General features: G+C 71.2%; 22 protein-coding genes and 1 pseudogene. 10 read left to right on the top strand and 13 right to left on the bottom strand.

Translation table 11 applies throughout. The features are described from left to right. Positions 1 to 63 precede the first annotated feature (63 nt). On the top strand, positions 64 to 1,743 hold the full coding sequence (locus tag AC0680_RS03385; protein ID WP_478625063.1) for a GAF domain-containing sensor histidine kinase: 1,680 nt from the start codon (positions 64 to 66) through the stop codon (positions 1,741 to 1,743). Between the two features lie 71 nt (positions 1,744 to 1,814). Here AC0680_RS03385 and AC0680_RS03380 read toward each other — a convergent pair whose 3' ends face one another. Then, on the bottom strand, positions 1,815 to 2,723 hold the full coding sequence (locus AC0680_RS03380) for a Cof-type HAD-IIB family hydrolase (RefSeq protein ID WP_478624558.1): 909 nt from the start codon (positions 2,721 to 2,723) through the stop codon (positions 1,815 to 1,817). Between the two features lie 152 nt (positions 2,724 to 2,875). Between AC0680_RS03380 and AC0680_RS03375 the strand changes: the two genes are divergently transcribed. The 3 genes from AC0680_RS03375 (at position 2,876) to pspAB (ending at position 5,493) form a co-directional block, all read left to right on the top strand. After that, positions 2,876 to 3,772 (top strand): LLM class flavin-dependent oxidoreductase, encoded by an 897-nt coding sequence (locus AC0680_RS03375; protein WP_478624557.1) that lies wholly within the window; start codon positions 2,876 to 2,878, stop codon positions 3,770 to 3,772. Positions 3,773 to 3,999: 227 nt separating this feature from the next. Continuing rightward, a complete protein-coding gene (gene htpX, locus AC0680_RS03370; RefSeq protein WP_467657984.1) occupies positions 4,000 to 4,899 on the top strand; it encodes a zinc metalloprotease HtpX in 900 nt (299 codons plus the stop codon). Positions 4,900 to 4,929: 30 nt separating this feature from the next. Next, positions 4,930 to 5,493 (top strand): PspA-associated protein PspAB, encoded by a 564-nt coding sequence (gene pspAB / locus AC0680_RS03365; RefSeq protein WP_478624554.1) that lies wholly within the window; start codon positions 4,930 to 4,932, stop codon positions 5,491 to 5,493. Positions 5,494 to 5,520: 27 nt separating this feature from the next. Here the strand turns inward: pspAB and AC0680_RS03360 are convergent, their stop codons facing one another. After that, positions 5,521 to 6,063, bottom strand: coding sequence for an RNA 2'-phosphotransferase (locus AC0680_RS03360; protein ID WP_478624552.1), 543 nt, complete (start codon positions 6,061 to 6,063; stop codon positions 5,521 to 5,523). A 60-nt stretch (positions 6,064 to 6,123) separates the two neighbouring features. After that, positions 6,124 to 6,720 (bottom strand): PadR family transcriptional regulator, encoded by a 597-nt coding sequence (locus AC0680_RS03355; RefSeq protein ID WP_478624550.1) that lies wholly within the window; start codon positions 6,718 to 6,720, stop codon positions 6,124 to 6,126. A 124-nt stretch (positions 6,721 to 6,844) separates the two neighbouring features. On the opposite strand from AC0680_RS03355, the gene AC0680_RS03350 reads away from it, so the two are divergent. Together AC0680_RS03350 and AC0680_RS03345 are read left to right on the top strand one after the other, a co-directional pair. After that, on the top strand, positions 6,845 to 7,435 hold the full coding sequence (locus AC0680_RS03350; protein WP_478624548.1) for a DUF3159 domain-containing protein: 591 nt from the start codon (positions 6,845 to 6,847) through the stop codon (positions 7,433 to 7,435). Continuing rightward, complete coding sequence (locus tag AC0680_RS03345) at positions 7,432 to 8,781, top strand: carotenoid oxygenase family protein (protein WP_478624546.1); 1,350 nt, start codon at positions 7,432 to 7,434, stop codon at positions 8,779 to 8,781. The genes AC0680_RS03350 and AC0680_RS03345 overlap by 4 nt, the downstream gene beginning before the upstream one ends. Before the next feature lie 161 nt (positions 8,782 to 8,942). Here the strand turns inward: AC0680_RS03345 and AC0680_RS03340 are convergent, their stop codons facing one another. The 4 genes and pseudogenes from AC0680_RS03340 to AC0680_RS03325 form a co-directional block, all read right to left on the bottom strand. After that, complete coding sequence (locus tag AC0680_RS03340) at positions 8,943 to 9,956, bottom strand: MerR family transcriptional regulator (RefSeq protein ID WP_478624545.1); 1,014 nt, start codon at positions 9,954 to 9,956, stop codon at positions 8,943 to 8,945. Between the two features lie 11 nt (positions 9,957 to 9,967). Then, positions 9,968 to 10,153, bottom strand: a pseudogene (locus AC0680_RS03335) (metal-dependent hydrolase); the annotation flags it as partial. 192 nt (positions 10,154 to 10,345) lie between these two features. Continuing rightward, complete coding sequence (locus tag AC0680_RS03330; protein ID WP_478624543.1) at positions 10,346 to 12,076, bottom strand: SDR family oxidoreductase; 1,731 nt, start codon at positions 12,074 to 12,076, stop codon at positions 10,346 to 10,348. A 104-nt stretch (positions 12,077 to 12,180) separates the two neighbouring features. Beyond that, positions 12,181 to 13,047, bottom strand: a complete 867-nt coding sequence (locus AC0680_RS03325) for a M24 family metallopeptidase (RefSeq protein WP_478624542.1) — start codon at positions 13,045 to 13,047, stop codon at positions 12,181 to 12,183. A 367-nt stretch (positions 13,048 to 13,414) separates the two neighbouring features. Here AC0680_RS03325 and AC0680_RS03320 point away from each other — a divergent pair, with 367 nt between their 5' ends. From AC0680_RS03320 to AC0680_RS03305, 4 genes are all read left to right on the top strand, one after another. Further along, on the top strand, positions 13,415 to 14,476 hold the full coding sequence (locus AC0680_RS03320) for an ABC transporter ATP-binding protein (RefSeq protein WP_478624540.1): 1,062 nt from the start codon (positions 13,415 to 13,417) through the stop codon (positions 14,474 to 14,476). Then, entirely contained in the window at positions 14,466 to 15,377 is a 912-nt protein-coding gene (locus AC0680_RS03315; protein ID WP_478624539.1) for an ABC transporter permease, read from the top strand. Before AC0680_RS03320 ends, AC0680_RS03315 begins: the two co-directional genes overlap by 11 nt. Before the next feature lie 49 nt (positions 15,378 to 15,426). Continuing rightward, the gene (locus tag AC0680_RS03310) at positions 15,427 to 16,338 is read left to right on the top strand and encodes an ABC transporter ATP-binding protein (protein ID WP_384424308.1); all 912 of its coding nucleotides are present in this window, start codon (positions 15,427 to 15,429) and stop codon (positions 16,336 to 16,338) included. A 76-nt stretch (positions 16,339 to 16,414) separates the two neighbouring features. Next, complete coding sequence (locus tag AC0680_RS03305; RefSeq protein WP_478625062.1) at positions 16,415 to 17,134, top strand: ABC transporter permease subunit; 720 nt, start codon at positions 16,415 to 16,417, stop codon at positions 17,132 to 17,134. A 137-nt stretch (positions 17,135 to 17,271) separates the two neighbouring features. On the opposite strand, the gene AC0680_RS03300 is transcribed toward AC0680_RS03305, so the two are convergent. The 6 genes from AC0680_RS03300 to AC0680_RS03275 all read right to left on the bottom strand — a co-directional run bounded on the left by AC0680_RS03300 (position 17,272) and on the right by AC0680_RS03275 (position 23,808). Continuing rightward, positions 17,272 to 18,116 (bottom strand): IS5 family transposase gene (locus AC0680_RS03300; RefSeq protein ID WP_478624536.1). Its coding sequence is split into 2 segments (ribosomal slippage): positions 17,272 to 17,777 and positions 17,777 to 18,116, totalling 846 coding nucleotides; the frame shifts between segments, so codons are not numbered across the junction. 140 nt (positions 18,117 to 18,256) lie between these two features. Next, the gene (mltG, locus tag AC0680_RS03295) at positions 18,257 to 19,078 is read right to left on the bottom strand and encodes an endolytic transglycosylase MltG (RefSeq protein WP_478624535.1); all 822 of its coding nucleotides are present in this window, start codon (positions 19,076 to 19,078) and stop codon (positions 18,257 to 18,259) included. 270 nt (positions 19,079 to 19,348) lie between these two features. Next, positions 19,349 to 20,638 carry a CynX/NimT family MFS transporter gene (locus AC0680_RS03290; protein ID WP_478624533.1) on the bottom strand — a complete coding sequence of 430 codons (1,290 nt, stop codon included), beginning with the start codon at positions 20,636 to 20,638 and terminating at the stop codon, positions 19,349 to 19,351. Positions 20,639 to 20,821: 183 nt separating this feature from the next. Further along, positions 20,822 to 21,535, bottom strand: a complete 714-nt coding sequence (locus AC0680_RS03285) for a FadR/GntR family transcriptional regulator (RefSeq protein ID WP_478624532.1) — start codon at positions 21,533 to 21,535, stop codon at positions 20,822 to 20,824. Between the two features lie 389 nt (positions 21,536 to 21,924). Continuing rightward, positions 21,925 to 23,382: a diaminopimelate decarboxylase gene (gene lysA / locus AC0680_RS03280; RefSeq protein ID WP_478624531.1), complete on the bottom strand. Its 1,458-nt coding sequence runs from the start codon at positions 23,380 to 23,382 to the stop codon at positions 21,925 to 21,927. A gap of 15 nt (positions 23,383 to 23,397) precedes the next feature. Continuing rightward, positions 23,398 to 23,808 carry an SAV_915 family protein gene (locus AC0680_RS03275; protein WP_478624530.1) on the bottom strand — a complete coding sequence of 137 codons (411 nt, stop codon included), beginning with the start codon at positions 23,806 to 23,808 and terminating at the stop codon, positions 23,398 to 23,400. Positions 23,809 to 23,941 lie beyond the last annotated feature (133 nt).

Genomic DNA, 23,941 nt, shown 5'->3' with positions numbered 1-23,941 from the left:
GGATCCGCACCCCCGGACCCCATGGGTGCCGGGCGCGGTGACGCCAGCCCGGCTCCCGATCCCATGGACGCCGCCACCGAGGCCACCCGCAGCCTGCAGGGGCTGTCGTCCGAGCTGACCGCCCGGGTGCCGCAGCTGCTGGAGGCGATGCGCACCGTCGGCGCGGGCCTCGACCTGCACATCACCCTCGATCGGATCGTGGAGACCGCCGCCGAGCTCGCCGATGCCCGTTACGCCGCCATCGGCATCATCGACGACGCCCGCGAGGGGCTGTCGGACTTCGTGACGTACGGCGTGACCGCGCAGGAGCACAAGCGGATCGGTGCGCTGCCCGACGGGCACAAGGGCCTGCTCGGAGCACTCATCCACGACCCCAAGCCGCTGCGCCTCGCCGACCTCACCCAGGACTCCCGCTCGGCCGGATTCCCGCCGGGCCATCCGCCCATGCGGACGTTCCTGGGGGTGCCGGTCCGCGTCCAGGGCGAGATCTTCGGCAATCTCTATCTGACGGAGAAGCGCGGCGGCGGGGAGTTCAGCGAGGAGGACCTGCACATGGTGCGGGTGCTCGCGACCGAGGCCGGTATCGCCATCGGCAACGCCCGGCTGCACGCGGCGACCCGGCAGCGGGAGCGGTGGATCGACGGTTCGGTGGCGGTGACCACCGAACTTCTCGCCGGCAGCGACGTCGACGATGCGCTCGCGGTGGTGGCCGAGCAGGCGCGGAAGCTGGCGGACTCGGCGGCCGGCATCGTGCTGCTGCCCGACGACGAGGGCGGTCTGGAGATCGTCGCGGTCTCGGCCGACGAACCCGCCGGGATCATGGGGACACAGATTCCGCCCGACAGTCCGGTGGCCGAACAACTCCTCGCCGGGGAGCCGGTGTTCGTGGACGACTCGGCCACCGACCCGCGCATGGTGACGGCCCTCGCACCCCGCTTCGGGCCGAGCATGATGCTGCCGCTCAAGAGCGGCGGCCGGGTGCTCGGCACGCTGGCCACCCCGCGGTCCCGGGGCGCCCGCCCGTTCACCGGCGCCGAGCGGACGCTGGCCACCCAGTTCGCCGCGCAGGCCGCGCTGGCGCTGGTGCTGGCCGACGCCCAGCGCGACCGTGAGCGCCTCGCGGTCTATCAGGACCGCGACCGGATCGCCCGTGACCTGCACGATCTCGTCATCCAGCGGCTGTTCGCGACGGGCATGATGCTGGAGGGCGCCCAGCGCAGATCCGTCGTCCCCGAGGTGGTGCAGGGCGTCGGCAAGGCCGTCGACGAGCTGGACGTCACCATCCAGGAGATCAGGACCGCGATCTTCGCCCTCCAACAGGGCCCGGCCGAGGCGCCGTCCGGGCTGCGCACCCGGGTGCTGCGGGAGATCGGCACCGCCGCCGTACCGCTCGGCTTCCAGCCGTCGGCGAGCTTCGTCGGTGCGGTCGACTCGCGGGTCGGCGAGCTGACCGGCAAGAACCTGATCGCCGCGCTGCGCGAGGCGCTGTCGAACGCCTTCCGGCACGCTCAGGCCTCGCGGATCGAGGTCGTCGTCGACGCGACGATCAGACTGCCGGACGGTGCCGAGGGGGTTCGTCTGACCGTCGCCGACGACGGCATCGGCATCCCGGACGGCGGCCGCCGCAGCGGCCTGAAGAACCTCGCCAAGCGTGCGGATTCGCTGGGCGGCTCCAGCACGTACGGGCCGGGGCTCGGCACGGACGGAACGGGGACGATGGTGACGTGGGAAGCGCCGCTGTGAGGGCACGCCTCGTCGAGGCGGACGTTGCACGCGCGGGATGTTTCACGTGAAACCGTCCGGCCCGTGCTCGGTCAGGGCCGGCGGCCGTGTTCCTGGAGGATCTCCTCGATGACCATCGCGACGCCGTCGTCGTTGTTGGACGCCGTACGGTGCGTGGTGGCCGCCAGTACCTCCGGGTGGGCGTTGGCCATGGCGTACGAGGTGCCGGCCCAGGTCAGCATCTCTAGGTCGTTCGGCATGTCCCCGAAGGCGACGACCTCGTCCGGCGTGATGCAGCGCTCCGCGCAGCAGTGGGCGAGGGTGCCGGCCTTGCTGACGCCCGAGCCGCTGATCTCCAGCAGGGCGGTCGGGCTGGAGCGGGTGAAGGACGCGAGATCGCCCGCGGCCTTACGGGCCAGCGCCAGGAAGGCGTCGGGCTCCAGCTCGGGGTGGTGCGCGAGCAACTTGATCACGGGCTGGTCGGGGAAGTCGGGGGCGGCGCCGTCAGTGCCGCCCAGAGGCGCCACGAAGTCCTCGGCCAGCAGCTTCTCCGCCGGCGCGACGAACGCGGTGGGATCCAGCAGGAGCGGCGGATACTGCGGCTCGTAGTGGATGCCGCTGGTGCGCTCGACCGCGAACGAGGTGCCGGGCGCGGCGCTGCGCAGCGCGTCCACGACCTGGAGCGCGGCCGTGCGTGCCAGGGGGTTGACCTCGACGATGCGGCCGCCGCGGTGCAGATCGACCACGGCCGCGCCGTTCGCGCAGATCGCCAGGCCGTGACCGTGCACATGGTCGCTGACCGGGCCCATCCAGCGGGCCGGGCGGCCGGTGACGAAGAACACCTCGATACCGGCCCGCTCGGCGGCGGCGAGCGCGGCGATCGTCCGGTCGGAGACCGTCTTGTCGTCATGCAGCAGCGTGCCGTCGAGGTCGGTGGCGATCAGCCGGGGTGCAACGGCTGGTCCGGGCGCCCGGGGCGGCGTGGCGGGGGCATCAGTCACGGCCCCATCTTCCCGTACCGCTGCGCACAGGCGTGCGGTGGGTTGCGCGGATGAGCCCGGAACGTCCGGGTCGAGGGGGGCGAACGGGGGTGGTACGGGTGGGGAAGCAGGCGGATCGCTGCGAGCGTGCGGGCCGCCGTACGCTCGGAGGCATGCGACTGAGCACCGTGATACTTCCCGTCCGCCGTTGGTCCGAGGGTGGGCGGGAGGAGTGGCAGCGCGCCGAGGAGCTGGGCTTCCACGCCGCCTACACCTACGACCACCTCTCATGGCGGACCTTCCGCGACCAGACCTGGTTCGGTGCCCTGCCGACGCTGACCGCCGCCGCGGCGGCGACCTCGCGGATGCGGCTGGGCACCCTCGTCACCTCGCCGAACTTCCGGCACCCGGTCACCCTCGCCAAGGAGCTGATCTCGCTCGACGACATCAGCGACGGCCGGATCACGCTGGGCATCGGAGCCGGCGGCAACGGCTTCGACGCCACCGCGCTCGGCCAGGAGGCCTGGTCGCCGCGGGAACGGGCGGACCGCTTCGCCGAGTTCGTGCTGCTTCTGGACCGCCTGCTGACCGAGGACGCGGTCTCCTACGAGGGCACGCACTACTCCGCGGACGAGGCGCGCAACATCCCCGGCTGTGTGCAGCGGCCCCGGCTGCCGTTCGCGGTGGCGGCCACCGGGCCGCGCGGGCTCAAGCTGGCCGCCCGGTACGGCCAGGCCTGGGTGACGACCGGCGACCCCAAGGTCTCCAACGGGGGCGGGACCTCGGACGAGTCGCTCCAGGCGGTCCGAGGGCAGGTCGAACGGCTCGCCAAGGCCTGCGCCGAGGGGGGCAGGGACGCCGGTGAACTGCAGAAGATCATGCTGAGCGGATTCACCCCGGACCGTCCGCTGGACTCCGTGGACGCCTTCGTGGACTTCGCGGGCCGGCATGCCGAGCTGGGCTTCGACGAGCTGGTGATCCACTGGCCGATCGCCGACTCGCTCTTCGCGGCCGACACCGCGGTCTTCGAGCGGATCGCCACGGAGGGCCTGGCGCAGCTGCGCAAGTAGGCCGCTCCGGGGCCGGGCCGGGCGCCCAGGTAGGGGACCGCGCTCGTCGGGTGCCCTCCGGGTGGCCCGACGCGCCCGACCGCCTCTGGCCTCAGCTTTACCCCCTATATAGCCGCGAAGAGGGAGAATCGGGACAACGGCGCAGTGCGGCGGGTGCGGTGCGCAGTGTGGCGCTGTGCACCGGCGGATCGCCGCACTGCGCGAAGTGCGGCGTTTGTGGAGGAGCCATGGCACGGACCCGATTCGCCCCGGACCGCGGACTCACCTCGCGCATGGTCACGACGATGTTCTTCATCGGACTGCTGTACGTCGTGGTCGTCAGCGTGCTGGTGGTGCTGCTCAAGGGCGCCTGGGTGGTGGTGCTGCTGCTCGCGGGCGGCCTGTTCGTCGCGCAGTTCTGGTTCAGCGACCGGATCGCGGCGTTCAGCATGGGTGCGCGCGAGGTCACGCCGGAGCAGGCGCCCGAACTGCACGGCGCGGTCGACCGGCTGTGTGCGCTGGCCGATATGCCCAAGCCGCGGGTCGCGATCGCCGAGTCGGATGTGCCGAACGCCTTCGCGACGGGACGTAACCAGAAGAACTCCATGGTCTGTGCCACGACGGGGCTGTTGCGGCGGCTGGAGCCGGAGGAACTGGAGGGGGTGCTGGCACACGAGCTCTCCCACGTCGCCCACCGCGATGTCGCGGTGATGACCATCGCGTCGTTCCTCGGCGTACTGGCGGGCATCATCACCCGGGCCGCCCTGTGGAGCGGCGTCGGCCGCAACAACCGCGACCAGAACGCGGCCATCGCCGTGCTCATCGTCACCGCCGTCAGCGTGGCCGTCTACGCGATCAGCTTCCTGCTGACCCGGCTGCTGTCCCGCTACCGCGAGCTGTCCGCCGACCGGGCCGCCGCGCTGCTCACCGGCCGGCCGTCGGCGCTGGCCGCCGCGCTCACGAAGGTCACCGGCCAGATCGCGCGGATCCCGACCGAGGACCTGCGCAAGGCCCAGCCGTTCAACGCGTTCTACTTCGCCCCGGCGTTCAACAAGGAGAGCTTCAGCCGGCTGCTGTCCTCGCACCCGACGCTGGAGGCGCGGCTGGAGCAGCTGGGACGCATCGCGGCACAGCTGGGGCGGCCGTGACGGGCCGGAAGTGAAAGGAGTAAGCCGCGCATGGGATTTCTGGACGCCATCCTCGGCCGCAGCAAGCCGGTACGCCCCGATCTCGACCAGCTCTTCGCACTGCCGTCGGCCGCGGTGACTCTCCAGGCCGCGGCCGATTTCGAGGCCACCGGCGTGGGATCGGTGTGCTTCGCGAGCGTCGAGGGCGGTGCGTTCGCACGTATCCAGGAGGAGGCGCGGGCTCTGCTGGACGGGTCGGTGGAGTTCTCGCAGGACTCCTACGGATATACGTGGCTGCTCGTACGGCACTCGCCACAGGACCTGGCGGGCCTGGTCAACGACCTGCACGCGGTCAACACCTCCCTGGAGGAGGCGGGGTTCGGGCCGCAGCTGCTGTGCTCGCTGCTCGGCTTCCGCGATGCCCGGCAGCGGTCGCTGGCGCTGGTCTACCTCTACAAGCGAGGCACGTTCTACCCCTTCGCGCCCAAGCAGGAGGGCGGCGAGAAGCGCGACAACCCCCTGGAGCTGCAGGTGCGGGCGATGCTCGGGGACGATCTGACGATCGAGAAGGACCTGGCGCGGTGGTTCCCGGTGTGGGGGGCGCCAGGACTGTGAGCGCCTGTGTGCCTGGGGATGCGGGGCTCAGCCCGGAAAGCGCAGGAACCGGGCCGGGACGCGGCTGGTGAGCCAGACCCCGTTGGCGCTGACCTGGAAGACGTGGCCGGCCCGGTGCATCGCCGCCGCGTCCACGGTCAGAACCACGGGCCTGCCGCGCCGTGCACCCACCCGGGTCGCGGTTTCGCGGTCGGGCGAGAGGTGGACGGCGTGCCGCGACATCGGCCGCAGCCCCTCGTCCCGGATGGCGGCCACGTTGCGGGCCACCGTGCCGTGGAAGAGGCACGGGGGTGGTACGGCCGGGGGCAGATCGAGGTCGACCCGCACGGAATGGCCCTGGCTGGCGCGTATCCGGCCGTCCTGCATGGCATAGCGCTGCTTGTCGTTGTCGGCCACCACCGACTCCAACTCCGCCCGGGAGAAGCGGAATCCATGGTGCGCGGCCGCCGCTATGAGTTCCTCCACGGGCACCCAGCCCTGGGCGTCGAGGGTGATGCCGATCCGCTCCGGTTCATGGCGCAGATGCTTCGCCAGATACTTCGAGATGCGCACGGAGCGCTGGTCGTCCATGTCTCCAGGGTGCCGCGCGGAGGCGACGACGGCACCTGAATTCGCGGCCGGACAACGGCGTCACTCCGCCTCCTCGGCGGCTTCCCCGCGCGGCTTCCCCTCGTGCCTCCCGCGCGCGAGCTCGCTCGCCTTCGTCGCCCTTGCGCTGGTCACCTCTTCGGCCGCCCAGCGGGCCCACTCCTCGAGGGCAGCGGTCATCCGCAGGCCGTACTCCAGGACGATCCGCCCGTGTACCGAGATCATTTCCTCGTCCCAGTCGGTGTTCTGAGCGATCTGCTCGTAGGTGGCGTGGGCTCGGGCGGCGACCTCGGCCTTCTGGAGCAGGTACGCCTGCGCTTCGAGCGGGGTGACGATGCCGAGGAAGAAGACGCGGAGCACGCTGTCGTCGCGCGTGGGGCCGCCGGGCGGGACGTCGGTGAGCCAGCGGCGCAGCTCCGCCAGGCCCTCCTCGGTGATCGCGTACTCCTTGCGGCCACGGGGGCCGTGGGCGGCGACCTCGACGAGGCCGGCGGTGGTGAGCTTGGTGAGCTCGCCGTACACCTGACTCTGCGTGGCCGGCCAGACGTTCGAGAGCGAGGCGTTGAACAGCTTCATCAGGTCGTAGCCGCTCGCCGGGGATTCGGCCAGCAGGCCCAGTACCGCATGTCTCAGGCTCATGGTTCGCACTTTACCTTCCACTCTTGACATGTCAAAGGTGGAGCTTCTAAATTCGACATGTCGAAGTTGGAATGTGGCGGACCGGACCTCCAAGCGTGCGGTCGCGATCGAAAGCGGGGGAATCATGAACTACTTGCGCGGCTTCATCCCATGGCTGGTCTTCGCGGGCGTGGGCTCGTTCGGCTGGCAGTGGGGCGCGCTGGCCGGCCTGGTGGTTTCGGTCGTGCTGCTCATAGCCGACCGCGCCGCCGGCCTGTCGCTGGACTACCGCCTGCTGGAGTACGGCACGATCGTCTTCTTCGCGGGCCTCAGCGTGCTGGCCTTCGCCCAGTCCGACAGCGGGCTCAAGATGTACGGCAGCTCGCTCTCGATGGGCTGGCTGGCTCTCATCGCCTGGGTGTCGATCGCTGTGCAGCGGCCCTTCACGATGGGGATCGCACGCCGTATGGCCCCGCCGGAGGTCTGGCACACCCCGCTCTTCCGCCGCATCAACGTGGTGCTCACGGCGGCATGGGCGGTCTCCTTCACCCTTACCGCGACCGCTCAGGCAGTCGTCTCCGCCTACGAGTTGAACACGGCCTTCACGGTCGTCATCCAGGTCGCCGGGTTCGTGCTTCCCGTCCGCTTCACCTCCAGCTATCCGGAGCGAGCCAGGGCTCGATTCCTGCAGCAGTCCAGTGTGCGTACCGACATCCAGGAAGGCCTGGCGTCATGACCACCACACCCCCCACCACCGCAACCGAATCCACCGCCCCCGCACCGCACATGGCGGGCAACTTCGCGCCGGTCAAGGAGGAGCTGACCGCCTACGACCTCCCGGTCACCGGCACGATCCCTCCCGAACTCAGCGGCTGGTTCCTGCGCAACGGCCCCAACCCACGGGACGCCGCCACACCGCACTGGTTCTTCGGTGACGGCATGGTCCACGGACTGCGCCTGGAGGGCGGCCGGGCGGTCTCCTACCGCAACCGCTGGGTGCGCACCTCCACCTTCACCGACGGTGCGCCCGTCCTGGACGCCCGGGGCCGCCGCGATCTGACGGCGGGCGTGGCCAATACCCACATCGTCCGCCATGCCGGCCGCACGCTCGCACTGGTCGAGTCGTCGTTCCCCTATGAGATCGACTGCCGGCCCGGTCATGAGCTGGAGACCATCGGCGTCCATGACTTCGACGGCCGGCTCACCACTCAGATGACCGCCCACCCCAAGACCTGCCCCACGACCGGTGAGCTGCATTTCTTCGGCTATGGCGGCTCCACCCCGCCCTATCTCACCTATCACCGTGCCGATGCGTCGGGGGAGTTGGTGATCAGCCGCCCCATCGATGTCCCGGGGCACACGATGATGCATGACTTCCATCTGACCGAGGGGCATGTCGTCTTCATGGACCTGCCGCTCGTCCATGACCGCAACCGCCCCGGCATGCCGTACCGCTGGGATCCGGAGTACGGCGCCCGGCTGGGCGTGCTGCGTCGCGACGACCCCTATGGCGAGGTCCGCTGGCTGCCCATCGACCCCTGCTATGTCTTCCACGCGCTGAACGCCCATGACGACGGCGATCACCGCATCGTTCTCCATGTCTCCCGCTATGCCGACTTCGGGGGCAGGACCCCGCCCTTCCTCTGGCGCTGGACGATCGATCTCGCCGCCGGCACCGTCAGCGAGGAACAGCTCGACGACCAGTTCTGCGAATTCCCCAGGGTCGACGACCGGCTCACCGGGCAGCCGGCCCGCTTCGGCCATGCCATAGCGGCCGAGGGTCCCGGGAGCGGGCAGATACCCGGCGCCCTTCTCCGCTACGACCTGCTGACCGGCGCGCTTGTCCGGCACGACTTCGCCGCGGGGCGCACTCCGGGTGAGGCGGTCTTCGCGCCCGCCGACGACCGTCCGGGAGGTCCGGGCTGGCTGATCACTTACGTCTATGACGCCACCACCGACACCAGCGATCTGGTCGTGCTCGACGCCGAGGACATATCCGCCGACCCCGTCGCCACAGTCCATCTTCCGCAGCGTGTGCCCTATGGCTTCCACGGCAACTGGCTGCCGGATGCCGTGGGGTGATGGAGTCGGTACGGCGAGTGGCCTGGGGCGCGGAGCGGTCGCGCTCGACTGATTCTTGACAACTGAAGAGCGGGTGGGAACGGGCGCGGGGAGGCCGAGGTGTCCGCGTCTTCCCGGCCCGGCCGGGCAGGCCCAGGGCTCCCTCTTCGACCGGGGCGACCCTATGCCTCGGGGGTGTCCGTGGGGCGCTCGGTGGAGACCAGTGCGTCCATGGTGCGGGCCTGCACCTCGCGGTGGGCGGCGGCGGTGATGAACGCGGCGGTGTTCTCCGTGCCCACCAGGGCCCGCACGGCCCGCACCGCCTCGGCGGGCAGCACCACTGCCTCGGAGTCCGTCTCCGAGTCGGTCGCGGTACGGGGGTCCGCGACCGACCGGACGTCGGGCGTCCCGGGGGACCTCCGCTCCGCTTCCAGGAGCGCCCCGTTGAGGTGACGGCGCAGATGGCGGGCTGCCAGGGTGCGCATGGCACGGGCGAGTTCGGCGTCGATGGTCTGCTGGGCCAGCGGGCGCAGCCGGCGTACCAGGGCGGCGGCCTCCGCCGCCTCGGCATCGGTGGGCGGGTGGTCCAGGAACGGTTGGAAGACATGCTCGGTGGTGAAGTCCAGGAAGCGGGCGGCGATGTGCTCCACCTGGCCGCGCAGCTCCCGAAGATGCCCAGAGATGGCGGGCAGCGGGACGCCGGCGGAGTGCAGTTCGGCGGCGACGGCGAGCTCCTGCGGGCTGGGCACGAGGAACTCGTCGTCCCGGCCGGGGACACGTTCCAGGACGCCCAGTTCGACGGCCTCGGCGACCGCCGACTCGTCCGGGACGCCCCCGAAGGCTGCGCTCAGATCGGCGCGGCTGATGCGGGATGCCTTCTCGTCGGTCCAGGGCCCGTCGATCTCGGCGACCAGCCCCAGGACCCCGCCGAGGTCGAGACCGGCGTCCCAGGCCTCGAGGAGTTCCTTGATGCTGGCGAGGGTGTAGCCGCGGTCGAGCAGATCGGTGATCTGCCGCAGCCGAGCCAGATGGGCATCGCCGTAGACATTGGCGCGGCCGCGGCGTTCGGGGCGTGGAAGCAGCCCGCGGTCCTGGTAGGCGCGGATCGTACGGACCGTGGCGCCGCTGATGTGGGCCAGGTCCTCGATGCGGTATTCGGCGGTGCGGGGTGCGGCCGTCGGCGGCTGCTCGGTCACTGCGGTGCTCCTCACGAGATGGCCGCGCGCGACGAGACGGCCGACCGGGCCACCGCACCCGCCGCGGCCGGTGCGGCCAGGGAGGACGCCAGGTGGGCGACGGCCGTGCGCAGCGACCCTTCCTGCGGGGGATGGTACGACCGCCGCGGACACCGCGGTATCGCCGCTCCCAGCTCACGCCGGGTGGGACGCGGTCCGTTGTGCGACACCGGGCGGGACGTGACCGCGTGGTACTGGTGCTGGCTCTCCTGCGGGTATGCGGTCCTCATGCACGACTCCTGACGTGCGCAGCTATCCGTTCTCGGGGGCCTTGGCCCTTCTGCGAGCCCCGTGGCCGGCCCCGGACCCGCGGGGGCGCGGGTCCGGAGGCAGGGACGGGCGGGCCGCTGTTACAGCCGTGGCTCGATGCGGGCGAGGGCGCGCAGGGCACGCGGGGCGAAGCGGGACAGCAGATGGGCGCCGCGTGCCTCCGGAGTGACCGGCACCACCGCCTGGTTGCGGACCACCGCACGCAGGATGGCGTCGGCGACCTTCTCCGGTGGGTAGTTGCGCAGCCCGTACATCCGCGCGGCCTTGGCCTGGCGGCGCTTCTCCTCCTCGGCCGAGACACCGGCGAAACGGGCGCTGGCGGTGATTGCGGTGTTGACCAGTCCGGGGCAGATGGCCGAGACGCCGATGCCCTGGCCGGCCAGCTCGGCGCGCAGACACTCGCTGAGCATCAGGACCGCCGCCTTGGACGTGCTGTACGCGGGCAGCATCTTCGACGGCTGGAAGGCGGCGGCCGAGGCGGTGTTGACGATATGGCCGCCCTGCCCGCGGTCCGCCATCCGCCTGCCGAAGGTCCGGCAGCCGTGGATGACGCCCCACAGATTGACGTCCAGCACCTTCTTCCAGTCCTCGGTGCTGGTCTCGAGGAAGGAGCCGGACAGGCCCACGCCGGCGTTGTTCACCAGGATGTCGACGGTGCCGTACTCGACGTCGACCTTGTCGGCGAGCTTCTCCATCGCCGCCTCGTCGGCGACGTCGACCACCTCCGCCCAGGCCTGCGGGGCCCCGATCAGCCGGGACATGTCGGCGGTCCGGGCAGCGCCCTCGGCGTCCCGGTCGACGGCGATGATCCGTGCGCCGGCCTCCGCGAAGGCGAACGCCGTCGCCCGGCCGATGCCGCTTGCCGCGCCGGTCACCAGCACCAGCTGCCCGCCGAACCGGTCGGCGTAGGTGCCCGACGCCGCGATCTGCTTTGCCGGATCACCCTCTTCCTTGGCGGTGACGAATTCGGAGATCCAGGAAACGAGCTGGTCGGGACGGGTGCGGGGCACCCAGTGCTTGGCCGGGAGGGTGCGGCGTACCAGCTGGGGCGCCCACTGCTCCAGGTCGTCGTAGAGCCGCTGCGAGAGGAACGCGTCGCCGGTGGGGGTGATGAGCTGGACCGGACAGTGCGCATAGGCGTCGGAGCGCGGGCGGCGGAGCCGGGCGCGGACGTTGTCGCGGTAGAGCCAGGCGCCGTGCGCCGCGTCGGCCGGCAGCGACGCGGTGGGGTAGTCGCCGCCCGGTACCTTCTCCACCCGCTGCAGGATCCGCGGCCAGCGTTTGCCGAGTGGACCCTTCCAGGCCAGCTCGGGCAGCACGGGGGTGTGCAGCATGTAGACGTACCAGGACTTGGCGCCCTGGTTGAGGAGCTGGGCGGCCCGCCGGGGGGTGGGGCGCGCCATCCGCTGTTTGATCCAGTGACCGAAGTGGTCCAGGGACGGTCCCGACATCGAGGTGAAGGAGGCGATCCGGCCCTCCGTGCGCCGCACCGTGGCGAACTCCCAGGCCTGCACGGAGCCCCAGTCGTGGCCCACCAGGTGGACCGGCCGGTCGGGGCTGACGGCATCGGCGACGGCCAGGAAGTCGTCCGTCAGCTTCTCCAGGGTGAAACCGCCGCGCAGCGGCTTCGGGGCGGTGGACCGGCCGCAGCCCCGGACGTCGTAGAGCACCACGTGGAAGCGGTCGGCCAGGCCGCGGGCGACCTCCGACCACACCTCCTTGCTGTCCGGGTAGCCGTGCACCAGCATCACCGTGGGCTGCGCCGGATCCCCCAGCTCGGCGACGCACAGCTCGACGCCGCCGGTGCGCACCCGGCGTTCCACCGCCCCGGTGAGCCCCGACCCCTGCCCTGGGGCGCTTTCCTGCCCCCGGACCTGTCGCTGACCCCGGCCCTCGTTCCGTTCGCTTCCCGTGTTCACGCGGCCTTCTCCTCCTGCCAGCGCCGCACGTGCGGCAGATCGTCGTCCAGCCAAAAGGCGCTCTCCTGCGGGTCCTTGGAGTCCGTGACGACCAGGATCTCCTCGAACTTCGCTCCCGTGCCCCGGAACCCGAGGTGGGGTTCGACCGCCCACAGCCCCGGCTGCGGCGGGTGGTCGGAGAAGGTGTACGGGCTCCACAGCGGGGACCAGCCGTCGCGGTGGCCGTGCAGGGCGTCGGAGGCCAGCCCCTTGAGGGACTGGGTGCCGAACCCGAAGAGAGTGGGGGACCAGCGGCGCTGCTTCACCCGGTCGATCTTGTGCGCGATGACGCCGAAGGGGTAGGCACGGTGGCGGTTCGCGTACCCCTGCCGCACCATCAGCCGGTCGACGTCCTCATAGATCTCCCGCAGCGGCCGCCGCTCGCGCACTTCGCGCAGGATCAGCTCCCGGTGGGCTTCGAGGTCGGCGAGCAGCCGGTCGTGCACGGGGTTGAGGCCGAGGCAGCCGGAGTAGCCGATGTCGGCCGTGAAGCCGTTGTGGACCGGCGCCATGTCGAGGATGAAGGCCATCCCCGGTTCCAGTTCCCGGTTGGTGGGGAAGAACTGCAGCGGTATGCGGAAGTTGACGAAGGCGGTGCGGTCGCCGAACCAGGCGAACGGCAGATGGAACCAGTCCCGCACCCCGCGCTCGCGCAGCCATTCGCGCTGCATCCGCGCCGCCGCGCGCTCGGTGACCCCGGGCTTGAGCTGGGCGGCCACGGCTTCCGCGCAGGCATAGGCGAGCCGCTGGACCTCTCTGAACCCCCTTAGCTCAGCGGTGAGTTCTCCGGCTGCTGCTGAGGTCGCTGAGGTGACTGAGGCCATCGCCAACCGTCCGTCCGTGAGCAGTTCATCGCGGTACGTGCCCGTAACTTGACACTGATGAATGTGACAATGACCGGCGGCTGCGTCAAGGGGTGCGCACGCACCGACCAGGGAATCAGCCCACCGCGGACGGTCGCCCCACGCCGGCTCGGCCCCTGCTCGCCCCGGCCCGAGCCCGACCCGGCCCTCCCCCGGCCTCGGCCCGTCCCCGACGCCGCCCCGGACGCCGTCTCCGCCCCGCGTCGCAGCTGGCAGGCGGTCCCGCGGCCTCCGAACCCTGACGCCGGACCGCTCGAAGCAGGAGATCCCCTACGGGCCGTAATACCGCAGGGGGAGGCAGATCCCAGCATCTGGGCTGACGACCGGTGTGGCGGACGCCACTACCGTCGATGACGTGACTGTGATCGTGACCGAAAGCCTGAGCAAGCGGTTCCCGCGGGTGACCGCCTTGGACCGGCTCTCCGTTGACATCGCCCCCGGCGTAACGGGCCTGGTGGGTGCCAACGGCGCCGGCAAGTCCACCCTGATCAAGATCCTTCTCGGACTGGCCCCGGCCACCGAGGGGACCGCGCATGTCCTCGGCCTGGATGTGACCAAGGACGGCAGCGCGATTCGTGAGCGGGTCGGCTATATGCCCGAACACGACTGCCTGCCGCCGGATGTCTCGGCCACCGAATTCGTCGTGCACATGGCCCGGATGTCGGGCCTGCCGCCGACCGCCGCCCGCGAGCGCACCGCCGACACCCTGCGCCACGTCGGCCTCTACGAGGAGCGCTACCGCCCCATCGGCGGCTATTCGACCGGTATGAAGCAGCGGGTGAAGCTCGCCCAGGCGCTGGTGCACGACCCGCAGCTGGTCTTCCTCGACGAGCCCACCAACGGCCTCGACCCGGCCGGCCGGGACGAGATGCTCGGCCTGATCCGGCGCGTCCACAGCGACTTCGGCATCTCCGTCCTGGTGACCTCCCACCTCCTCGGCGAGCTGGAGCGCACCTGCGACCACGTCGTCGTCATCGATGGCGGCAAGCTGCTGCGTTCCTCCTCCACCGATGAGTTCACGCAGGTCACGACCTCGCTGGTGGTCGAGGTCACGGACACCGACGCCCATCCGGACGGCACCGAGGCCCTGCGCGGCGCACTGGCCGGCGCCGGGGTTGCGGTGACCACCCGCAGCGCCGGTGCCGAGGGACTCGCCTCCCCCGGCCATCTGCTGTTCGTCGAGGCGGCCGGCGAGGAGACCTACGACCTGGTGCGGGACACCGTCGCCGGACTCGGGCTGGGCCTGGTCCGGATGGAACAGCGCCGCCACCAGATCGCCGAGGTCTTCCGCGACGCGGACGCGGCGCACGCCGCCCCCGAAGCCGTCCCCGCAGGCGCGCTCAGCGCCCCGTACGCCCCCCAGGACGGAGGCGCCCACGATGTCGCCTGAGCCCACGACCTCGGTATCCGCCACGCCAGGCGGCGCCTATATCCACAACATCGGCTACCGCCACTACGACGGCCCGCGGCTGGGGCGTGCCTACGCCCGCCGGTCGCTGTTCTCGCAGAGCCTGCGCGGCGCCTACGGCCTGGGCCGTTCGGCCAAGAGCAAGGTGCTGCCGATGCTGCTCTTCGCCGTGATGTGCCTGCCCGCCGCGATCATGGTCGCGGTGGCGGTGTTCACCAAGGCCGCCAGCCTCCCGGTCGGCTACACCCGCTACGCCATCTTCCTCCAGGCCGTCATCGGCCTCTATCTCGCCTCCCAGGCGCCGCAGTCCGTCTCACGCGATCTGCGCTTCAAGTCCGTACCGCTGTACTTCTCCCGCCCGATCGAGCGGGGCGACTATGTGGCGTCGAAGTTCGCGGCCATGGCGAGCGCCCTGTTCATCCTCACCGCGACGCCGCTGCTGGTCCTCTACGCCGGGGCGCTGCTGGCGAAGATGGACTTCCTCGACCAGACCAAGGGGCTGGCGCAGGGGCTCGTCTCCGTACTCCTGCTCTCCCTGCTGTTCGCCGGGATAGGCCTGGTCATCTCCGCGCTCACACCGCGCCGCGGCTTCGGTGTCGCCGCCGTGATCGCCGTCCTCACCATCCCGTACGGTGCGGTGAGCGCGGTCCAGGGAATCGCCTTCGTCCAGGGCAACGAGTCCGCCGTGGGCTGGCTGGGGCTGTTCTCCCCCATCACGCTCATCGACGGGGTGCAGTCGTCCTTCCTCGGCGGCACCAGTTCCTTCCCCAACAGTCTCGCGCCGACGACCGGTGCCGGGTTCGTCTACCTCCTCGTCACGCTGATCGTCATCGCCGGCAGCTATGCCCTGCTGATGCGTCGCTACCGGAAGGCCGGACTGTGACCGCCCGCCCGTCGCCCACCACCACCCCTCGAAGGAATGGGCCGCGCCCATGAGCACTGTCACCATCGACCACGTCTCCCGCTGGTTCGGCAATGTCGTCGCCGTCAACGACATCACCATGACCATCGGCCCCGGCGTCACCGGCCTGCTCGGCCCCAACGGCGCCGGCAAGTCCACCCTCATCAACATGATGGGCGGCTTCCTCGCCCCCTCCAACGGCTCCGTCACCCTCGACGGGACGACGATCTGGCGCAACGCCGGTATCTACCGCCACATCGGCATCGTCCCCGAGCGCGAGGCGATGTACGACTTCCTGACCGGGCGCGAATTCGTCGTCGCCAACGCGGAGTTGCACGGCCTCGGCCGGGCGGAGGCGGCCAGGGCGCTGGCCACCGTCGAGATGGAGTACGCCCAGGACCGCAAGATCTCGACGTACAGCAAGGGCATGCGGCAGCGCGTCAAGATGGCCTCCGCGCTCGTCCACGACCCCTCCGTGCTGCTGCTCGACGAGCCCTTCAACGGCATGGATCCGCGCCAGCGGATGCAGCTGATGGAGCTGCTGCGGCGGATGGGCGACCAGGGCCGCACGGTTCTGTTCTCCTCGCACATCCTCGAAGAGGTCGAGCAACTCGCCTCGCACATCGAGGTGGTGGTGGCCGGCCGGCATGCCGCGTCCGGCGACTTCCGCAAGATCCGCCGGCTGATGACCGACCGGCCGCACCGCTACCTCGTCCGGTCCGACAACGACCGGGCGCTGGCCGGGGCGCTGATCGCCGATCCCTCGACGTCCGGGATCGAGGTCGACCTCACCGAGGGCGCGCTGCGCATCCAGGCGGTCGACTTCGGCCGCTTCACCGAACTCCTGCCACGGGTCGCCCGGGACCACGGCATCCGCCTGCTGACGGTCTCGCCCTCCGATGAATCGCTGGAATCCGTCTTCTCCTACCTCGTCGCGGCCTGAGGCCAGAAAGGAGCCCCGAGGCATGTCCACGACCACTCCGACGGCCCCGCCGGCGCCCGCCGGGCCCAGGGCCACGCTGTTCCACCCGACCGTCGCCAGGCTCACCTACCGCGCGCTGCTCGGCCGGCGGCGGGCCCTGATCCTCTTCGCGCTGCCCACTCTTCTGGTGGTCATCGCGGTGGCCGTCCGTACGTTGACCGGAGCCGACGACTCCACCGCCGGCGGCATCCTGGGCGGCTTCGCGCTGGGGACGATGGTGCCGTTGATCGGTGTCATCGCCGGTACGGGTGCCATCGGACCGGAGATCGACGACGGCTCGGTGGTCTATCTCCTGGCCAAGCCGGTCCCCCGGCCGACGATCATCTTCACCAAACTCCTGGTCGCCATAGGCGTCACGGTCGCCTTCTCCGCAGTGCCCGTCCTGCTCGCCGGCTTCCTGCTCAACGGCAACAGCCAGCAGATAGCGGTGGGGTACGCGGTAGCGGCGGCCATCGCCTCGGTCGCCTACAGCGCGCTCTTCCTGCTCTTCGGCACGATCACCCGGCACGCCGTGGTCTTCGGCCTGGTCTACGCCCTGGTCTGGGAGGCCTTCGTCGGCACCCTCGTCCCGGGCGCGAAGACCCTCAGCATCCAGCAGTGGGCGCTGGCGGTCGGCCAGCACACGGCCGCGGACGGCGCGATCACCTCCGATGTCCAACTGCCCCTCGCAATATGCCTGTTGGTCGCCCTCACGGTTCTCGCGACCTGGTACGCGGGCCGCCGGCTGAAGGCACTGACCCTGGCAGGCGAGGAGTAGAGAGGAGTAGAGCCGATCGATCCGGTGGGCCCGGTCCGGCTTCCTCGGTCCGGTGGGGCCGGGGAGGCCGGACCCCGCTTAGAGCCTGCCGGTGAAGAATCACGGCCGGTCAGCACACCTAGGCAGTTTCGTTTGGATCACTGGGCGGACCAGTGAAAGATGCCTGCGACGTGCAGGCCGGCCAGGTAAATGGCCGCGGTCTTCTCGTAGCGGGTGGCGATGCCGCGCCATTGCTTCAAGCGGTTGATGCATCGTTCGACCGTGTTGCGTTGCTTGTATGTCTCGCGGTCGAAGGCGGGTGGCCGGCCGCCCTGGCTGCCTCGGCGTAGACGGTGGCTCCGCTGGTCGGCAGGGATGGGGATCACCGCCCGGATGCCACGCTTGCTCAGGTGCTCGCGGATGGCGCGTGAGGAGTACGCCTTGTCGGCCAGGACCACGTCCGGCCTGGTGCGAGGTCGTCCGCGGTGGCGGGGCACACGCAAGCGGGCCATGACCTGCGGGAAGGCGGGAGCGTCTCCGGCTTGTCCGGCGGTGAGAACGAACGCGAGGGGGCGGCAGTTGCCATCGGCGGCGAGGTGAATCTTTGTGGTCAGCCCGCCGCGGGACCGGCCGATGGCGTGGTCTGTCGGTTCGCCGGTCGGGGCCCCTTTTTGCGGGCCCCGGCGGCGTGCTGGTGAGCGCGCACGATCGTGGAGTCCACCGAGACTGCCCAGTTCAGGTCCTCGTCCGCGTCCGCCTGAGCCATCAACGCGGTGAATACCCGCTCCCAGGTGCCGTCCACGGCCCACATCCGCAGCCGGTTGTAGACGCCCCGCCAATTGCCGTACTTCTCGGGCAGGTGCACCCACTGAGACCCGGTCTGGAACTTCCAGGCGATCGCGTCGATCACCTCACGGTGATCGCGCCACCGACCGCCCCGCTTCGGAGTCCGGTCCGGGAGTAACGGCTCGATCCGCGCCCACTGCGCGTCAGTCAACGGCATACCCGGACCAACGATCCGATGATCCGAACGAAACGGCCTAGGGCCGCCTCCGGGTGGCCCTGGGCGCGCCAGGTGGCCTCGGACCGTCGCGGCCCCATCGCCCCGCCTGCGCTGTCCTGACCGTGCCCGACCGACGCGTCCTACGCGCCGCCCCCGCCGCCGGCACCGTTCTTCTGCTGGGCGTTGAACTCCCGCACGTTGCGCAGATGCTCCTGGTAGTCAGCGGTGAAGCGGGTGTCGCCCGGCTTGACGGTGACGAAGTACAGCCAGTCGCCCGCGGGCGGCGCGCCGGCCGCCTTGAGCGCGTCCGCCCCGGGGTTGTCGATCGGGGTGGGTGGCAGGCCCTCGTGCTTGTAGGTGTTGTACGGGCTGTTGGTCCTGGTGTCGGCGTGGCTGGTGTTGAGCGTGCTGCGGCCCAGTGCGTAGTTGATCGTCGAATCCATCTGCAGTGGCATGTGCCGGGCGATCCGGTTGTCGATGACCCGGGCGACCTTGCCCATATCGGCCGGCCGGTCGGCCTCGGCCTGCACGATGCTGGCGATCACGACCGTGCGGTAGGAGGTGATCTTGTCCGCGGTCAGCCGCTGATTGGCGGTCTTGACCATGTACGAGAGCAGTGACGTCGGCGTGGTGTCCGAGTGGATCGGATAGGTCGCCGGGAAGAGGTAGCCCTCCGGATTGCCCTGTGCCGCGTCGGGCAGCGGGAGCTTCGCGCTCTTGGCGGCCTTCGCGGTGGAGCCGCTGGGCAGCCGCAGCGCCTTGTCGACGGCGGCGTAGACCTGGGTGGCCCGCTGCCCCTCCGGCACCGTCAGCTTCTCCTCGCCCCCCGGCCCGCGCAGCAACCGCGGCACGAGCAGCACGGCCAGGACGGCCAGGGCGGCCAGGACGGCGACAACGATGAGCCAGCCGGTGCGGGAGAGCCGCGGGCCTGGGCGGCGGGCGGGGTGCTGAACGTCGCTCATGGGGGGCACGGTAGGCCACGGCCGTACGGCGGGGCGGGGGCCACCCCCGGATCGTTGCCGACGACGTAGATCGTTCACCCCCTCGTCATGGGGCGCGCACACAGGCGCCCGCGTGAGTGCCCGCAGAGCCACGCATAGCGTGCACATGCCCACAGGCGTCCACAGGCGGCCACGGGCGGCCCAGCGTCCACAGGCGCCCACACGCGCTGCCACCGGGCACGGGCACCACGCACTACGCCCTACGCCCCTACTTCCTACGCCCCCGTAGCGCTACGCCCCGCCCGCGTCCCCGATCCTGCGGTCGCGCCCCGCGCCCATGCCCAGCAGCGCCAGACCGGCGCAGACCCCGAGCAGCAGCACGAGGGGAACCGTCCAGCCGCCGGTGGCCTGATGGACGGCGCCAAGGGCCAGCGGCCCGGCGGCGGCGAGCAGGTAGCCGCCCGTCTGGGCCATGCCGGACAGCCGGGCGGCGGTGTGCGCGTCGCCCGAGCGCAGGACCATCATCGTCAGGGCCAGCCCCAGCGCGCCGCCCTGGCCGATGCCCAGAAGGGCGGCCCACAGCCATGCGCCCGCCACCGGTGCCAGCAGCAGACCGGCGACGCCACAGGCCATCAGCGCGGAGACGGCCACCCCCAGCAGGCGCTGCCGCCGCATCCGTCCCGCCAGCATCGGCACCACGAACGACCCGACCATCTGCACCAGCGTGCTGAAGGCGAAGACCAGCCCCGCCTCGCCCTTGCCCATGCCGTGGTCGGTGAAGACGGTCGGCATCCAGGCGATGACCACGTACGCGATCAGCGACTGCGAGCCCATGAAGAGCGTGACCTGCCAGGCCAGTGGCGAGCGGCTCAACCTCGGCCCCGCCTCGGCCTGGTGTACGGACATGGCCGCGGCGGCGCCGTGCCGGGTGCCACGGCGGGCCATGAGCGCCTGCGGGATCCAGGCCACCGCGGCGACGGCGGCCAGCAGCGACCAGGAGACCAGCGCTCCCTGCCAGCTGCCGAGTGCGTTCTCCAGCGGGACCGCGGAGGCGGCGGAGACCGTGGCGCCCAGGATCATCGCCGTCGAATACAGCGCCGTCATACCCGCGGCCCGATCGGGGAAGTCCCGCTTGATCAGCCCCGGCATCAGCACGTTCAGCAGGGCTATGGAGGAGCCGACCACCGCACACCCGGCGAACAGTGCCACCACCGGCGGCGCGATCCGCAGCGCGATGCCGCCGCACAGCGCCACCAGCGCCGCGCACAGCGCCGCTTCGGTACCCCACCGCCGGGCCAGCCTCGGCGCGACGATCGAGCCCAGACCCATGAAGATCAGCGGGATCGTGGTCACCAGACTGCTGGCGGTCGCGGCCAGGTGGAAGTGCGCGCCGATCTCGCCGAGCAGCGGTGAGACCCCGGCCAGCGCCGCCCGCATGTTGAGCGCGGCGAGCACGATCCCGGCCAGCACGAGCGCCGGGTGGACGGCCCGCAGCCGCCGGCGGGCGGCGGCGACGGGCGGTGTCGCGACCAGGTCCTCCTCGGCGTCGATCAGTGGTGCTTGGGGCCTGGACCCTGACATGCGTGCGTTACCTCGCCATGAGTGTGTTCCGCGAAGGAAACCGGAAGGAAGGGAAGAAGGAGTCGGATGAGCGCAGGGAGAGGGAGGAGAGGGGAGAGGGAGGGAACTGGGCGCGGGAGAGCGGAGACCGGAGCGTGGAGACCGGAGCGAGGAGACCCGAGCGTGGAGATGGAGACCGGCTCCTCAGTGGCCGTCGTCCAGCAGGGCCTCCACGGCCCGCTTCGGTTTCTCCAGCAGCTCGCGGGTGGCGCGCTCCGCGGCCTCCGGGTCGCCCGACGCGATCGCCTCCATGACGGCGCGGTGGTCACCGTGCACGATCTTCGGCATCGCCTGGTCGTCGAGCGCGTTGACCAGCGCCTCCCGTACCGAGCTGCTGAACCAGCCGTAGGTCGCCGTCAGTGCGGTGTTGTGCGCGGCCTCGACGACGGCCTTGTGGAAGGCGATGTCGTGGTCGGCGTAGAGCTCCAGGTTGCCGGAGTCGGGCCGTCCGTCCGCGTCGGCCAGGTCCGCCTGGGCGTCCAGGGCCGCCCGCATCCGCTGCAGGTCGTCCGGCCGGTGCCGCAGCGCGGCGAGCCGGGCGGCCTCCGCCTCCAGGGCGATCCGTAGTTCCAGTACGTCGCGGATGCCGGCCCGTTGCACGCCGCGCATGATGTCGCCCGGATCCGCGGTGGACACGACGAAGGTGCCTTCGCCCTGCCGTGAGCGCAGCATTCCGGCGTGTACGAGCACCCGCACCGCCTCGCGGACGGTGTTGCGGCCGACCTGGAGCTGCTCGGCGAGCGTGTGCTCGGTGGGGATGCGGTCCCCGATCTGCCACTCCCCGGCGGTCAGTTGGGACCGCAGTGCCTCGACGACGGTGTCCACGAGGGATTGCCGTCCTGCCGCTTGCAGTGCCATGTCCGTTCCGTCCGCCCGTCTGCCTGTGGGTGCCGCCTATGGGTGCCCTCTGTGCCATCTGTCCGCCCGGTTGCCCAGTCATCCTACAACCGATCCATGCATGCTACATGGAAGCTGTAGGGGTGCGGGCAGCGGCGTGACGGGCGTAGGGGTGCGGGCAACGGTGACGGGTGTAGGGGGCGCGGGCAACGGTGGCGAGCTCCTCGGGGCCGGCCGTACCGCGATCGCCGCCCCCGAGGAGCCCCAACCCCTGTCCCTTACAACGGGATTACCGCTCCAACGGGACTACCGCTCCAACGGGACTACCGCTGCAACGGCATTACCGCTCCAACGGGACTACCGCCGCAAAAGGATCACCGCTGCAACAGGATCACCGCTCCCGGCCCGCCCTACAGCCCCACGTCCCGTCCCTGGATATCCGCCAGGGACTCCCGCCGTACGAGAAGGCGGGCGCGGCCGTCGGTGACCGCGATGACCGGTGGGCGGCCGACGAGGTTGTATCCGGAGGCCATGGAGAGGTGGTAGGCGCCGGCTACGGGCACCGCCAGCAGATCGCCGGGCCGGATGTCGCCCGGCAGCCGCACGTCGGTGGCGAGCACGTCGCCGGCCTCGCAGTGCCGGCCGACGACGGTGACGGGCTCCGACGCGGCGAGCGAGCTGCGCCCGACCAGCCGGGGGGCGTAGCGCACCCCGTACAGCGCGGGCCGCGGGTTGTCGCTCATCCCGCCGTCCACCGCCACGAACGTGTGCGCGCCGGTCCGTTTGACGGACAGCACCCGGTAGAGGACGACACCGGCCGGGCCCACGATGGCCCGGCCGGGTTCGACGGCGAGCCGGGGCACCGGCAGACCCGCCGCCGCGCAGCTGCTCGCCAGCTCCGCGCGCACCTTGGCGCCGAGCGCGGCGGTGTCGAGCACGGGCTCACCCGGGCGGTAGGCGATGCCGTGGCCGCCGCCGAGATCCAGCTCGGGGAGGGCGACGCCGTGCTGCTCACGGACCCGGGCCAGCAGGCCGACCAGCCGTCGTACGGCCGACAGGTACGGCTTGGCGGTGGTGATCTGCGAACCCAAGTGGCAGTGCAGGCCGACCAATTGGAGGCGCGGCTGGGCGAGCACCCGGGTGACGGCGTGCTGTGCGGAGCCGTCGGCGATCGACAGCCCGAACTTCTGGTCGTCGGTCCCGGTACGGATCTTGGCGTGGCCGCCCGCGGCGATCCCGGGCACGACCCTGATCAGCACCTTCTGCCGGGAGCCCGCCGGGACCGCGGCCGCCAGCCGGGCGATCTCCGACGTGGAGTCGATGACGATCCGTCCGACGCCGAGCCGCAGCGCGGTTCGCAGGTCGGCCGGGCTCTTGGCGTTGCCGTGCAGCACGATCCGCTCGGGCGGGAAGCCGGTGGTGACGGCCAGTTCCAGCTCGCCGGCGGAGCAGACGTCCAGGCCGAGGCCCTCCTCCCGCACCCAGTGGACCAGGGCGCGGCACAGGAACGCCTTGGCCGCGTAGTAGATGTCGGCGTCGGGGAAGTCCCGTAGGTAGGCGCGGCAGCGTTGGCGCACCTCGTCCTCGTCCAGGACATAGGCGGGGGTGCCGAAGCGGTCGGCCAGCTCGGTGAGCGGGACACCGCCCACGGCGACGTCGTCGTGGCAGAGCGGCGCCGCGGAGCCGGGCCATATGGCGAGCGGACCGCGGTCGGCGGCGGGTCGGGCGGCGGCCGTCGGCTCGCCCTCAGGGGATGTGAGCAGGGCGTCCGGTCCGGCGGGCGGCGACGCCGTGGTGGGCGCCACCGCGGCGGCCGGCGACGGAACGGGGGGCTCTTGGGCGGTGCGGGGCAGTGTGCTGTGGCTCATGGTGTCGCCCCTCCCTCAGACAGCCCGTAGGTGATGGTGCGTACGGGCCGCACGGAGCACCTCGGGGGTACGCGTCGTACGGGGGACCTCAGGGGTGCGCGAGGGGCGCGAGACCTCGGGGGTGCGCGCCGCCGTACGGGACACCTCGGGGGAGAGCCGCGGGTCGACGGTCACCACGCTCGCGCCGACGGGCTCGGCCAGCGCACGCAGCGCGGGCTCGGACAGCCTGACCCAGGGCTGACCGCCGCCCAGAGCCGCGGCGAGCCGCTGGGCGGAGGTGAAGCCGACGGCCGTCCGGCCGCCTAGCGGGGTGCGGAACAGGCGGGCCGTGCAGCCCGCGGGGCCCGACCGGACGGGGACGAAGAGAGGCCCGGCCGGGACACGATCAGAAGGCTCAGGATCTTCCGCGTACAGATGGTGGGACACGGCGTTGCTCCTCGAACAGGACATCGGCGGCCCCGGACCAGTGGATGACGCATGTGCCGGGGCTCGGCTCTGACGACGCTATGCCCGGGGAACGGGCCCCTCCGCCAGTCGCTGACGCGTCATTGACGGGTTG

The sequence above is a fragment of the Streptomyces sp. NPDC043738 genome (assembly GCF_056436545.1).
This window is presented reverse-complemented; position numbering and strand designations above follow the sequence as displayed.

Excerpts from the sequence above, each read along its gene's own strand:
- AC0680_RS03290 (WP_478624533.1), bottom strand. The coding sequence starts at position 20,638 with ATGTCAGGGTCCAGGCCCCAAGCACCACTGATCGACGCCGAGGAGGAC.
- AC0680_RS03360 (WP_478624552.1), bottom strand. The coding sequence starts at position 6,063 with ATGGACGACCAGCGCTCCGTGCGCATCTCGAAGTATCTGGCGAAGCAT.
- AC0680_RS03345 (WP_478624546.1), top strand. The coding sequence starts at position 7,432 with ATGACCACCACACCCCCCACCACCGCAACCGAATCCACCGCCCCCGCA.
- AC0680_RS03350 (WP_478624548.1), top strand. The coding sequence starts at position 6,845 with ATGAACTACTTGCGCGGCTTCATCCCATGGCTGGTCTTCGCGGGCGTG.
- AC0680_RS03355 (WP_478624550.1), bottom strand. The coding sequence starts at position 6,720 with ATGAGCCTGAGACATGCGGTACTGGGCCTGCTGGCCGAATCCCCGGCG.
- pspAB (WP_478624554.1), top strand. The coding sequence starts at position 4,930 with ATGGGATTTCTGGACGCCATCCTCGGCCGCAGCAAGCCGGTACGCCCC.
- mltG (WP_478624535.1), bottom strand. The coding sequence starts at position 19,078 with ATGAGCGACGTTCAGCACCCCGCCCGCCGCCCAGGCCCGCGGCTCTCC.
- htpX (WP_467657984.1), top strand. The coding sequence starts at position 4,000 with ATGGCACGGACCCGATTCGCCCCGGACCGCGGACTCACCTCGCGCATG.
- AC0680_RS03325 (WP_478624542.1), bottom strand. The coding sequence starts at position 13,047 with ATGGCCTCAGTCACCTCAGCGACCTCAGCAGCAGCCGGAGAACTCACC.
- lysA (WP_478624531.1), bottom strand. The coding sequence starts at position 23,382 with ATGAGCCACAGCACACTGCCCCGCACCGCCCAAGAGCCCCCCGTTCCG.
- AC0680_RS03315 (WP_478624539.1), top strand. The coding sequence starts at position 14,466 with ATGTCGCCTGAGCCCACGACCTCGGTATCCGCCACGCCAGGCGGCGCC.
- AC0680_RS03375 (WP_478624557.1), top strand. The coding sequence starts at position 2,876 with ATGCGACTGAGCACCGTGATACTTCCCGTCCGCCGTTGGTCCGAGGGT.
- AC0680_RS03285 (WP_478624532.1), bottom strand. The coding sequence starts at position 21,535 with ATGGCACTGCAAGCGGCAGGACGGCAATCCCTCGTGGACACCGTCGTC.
- AC0680_RS03310 (WP_384424308.1), top strand. The coding sequence starts at position 15,427 with ATGAGCACTGTCACCATCGACCACGTCTCCCGCTGGTTCGGCAATGTC.
- AC0680_RS03385 (WP_478625063.1), top strand. The coding sequence starts at position 64 with ATGGACGCCGCCACCGAGGCCACCCGCAGCCTGCAGGGGCTGTCGTCC.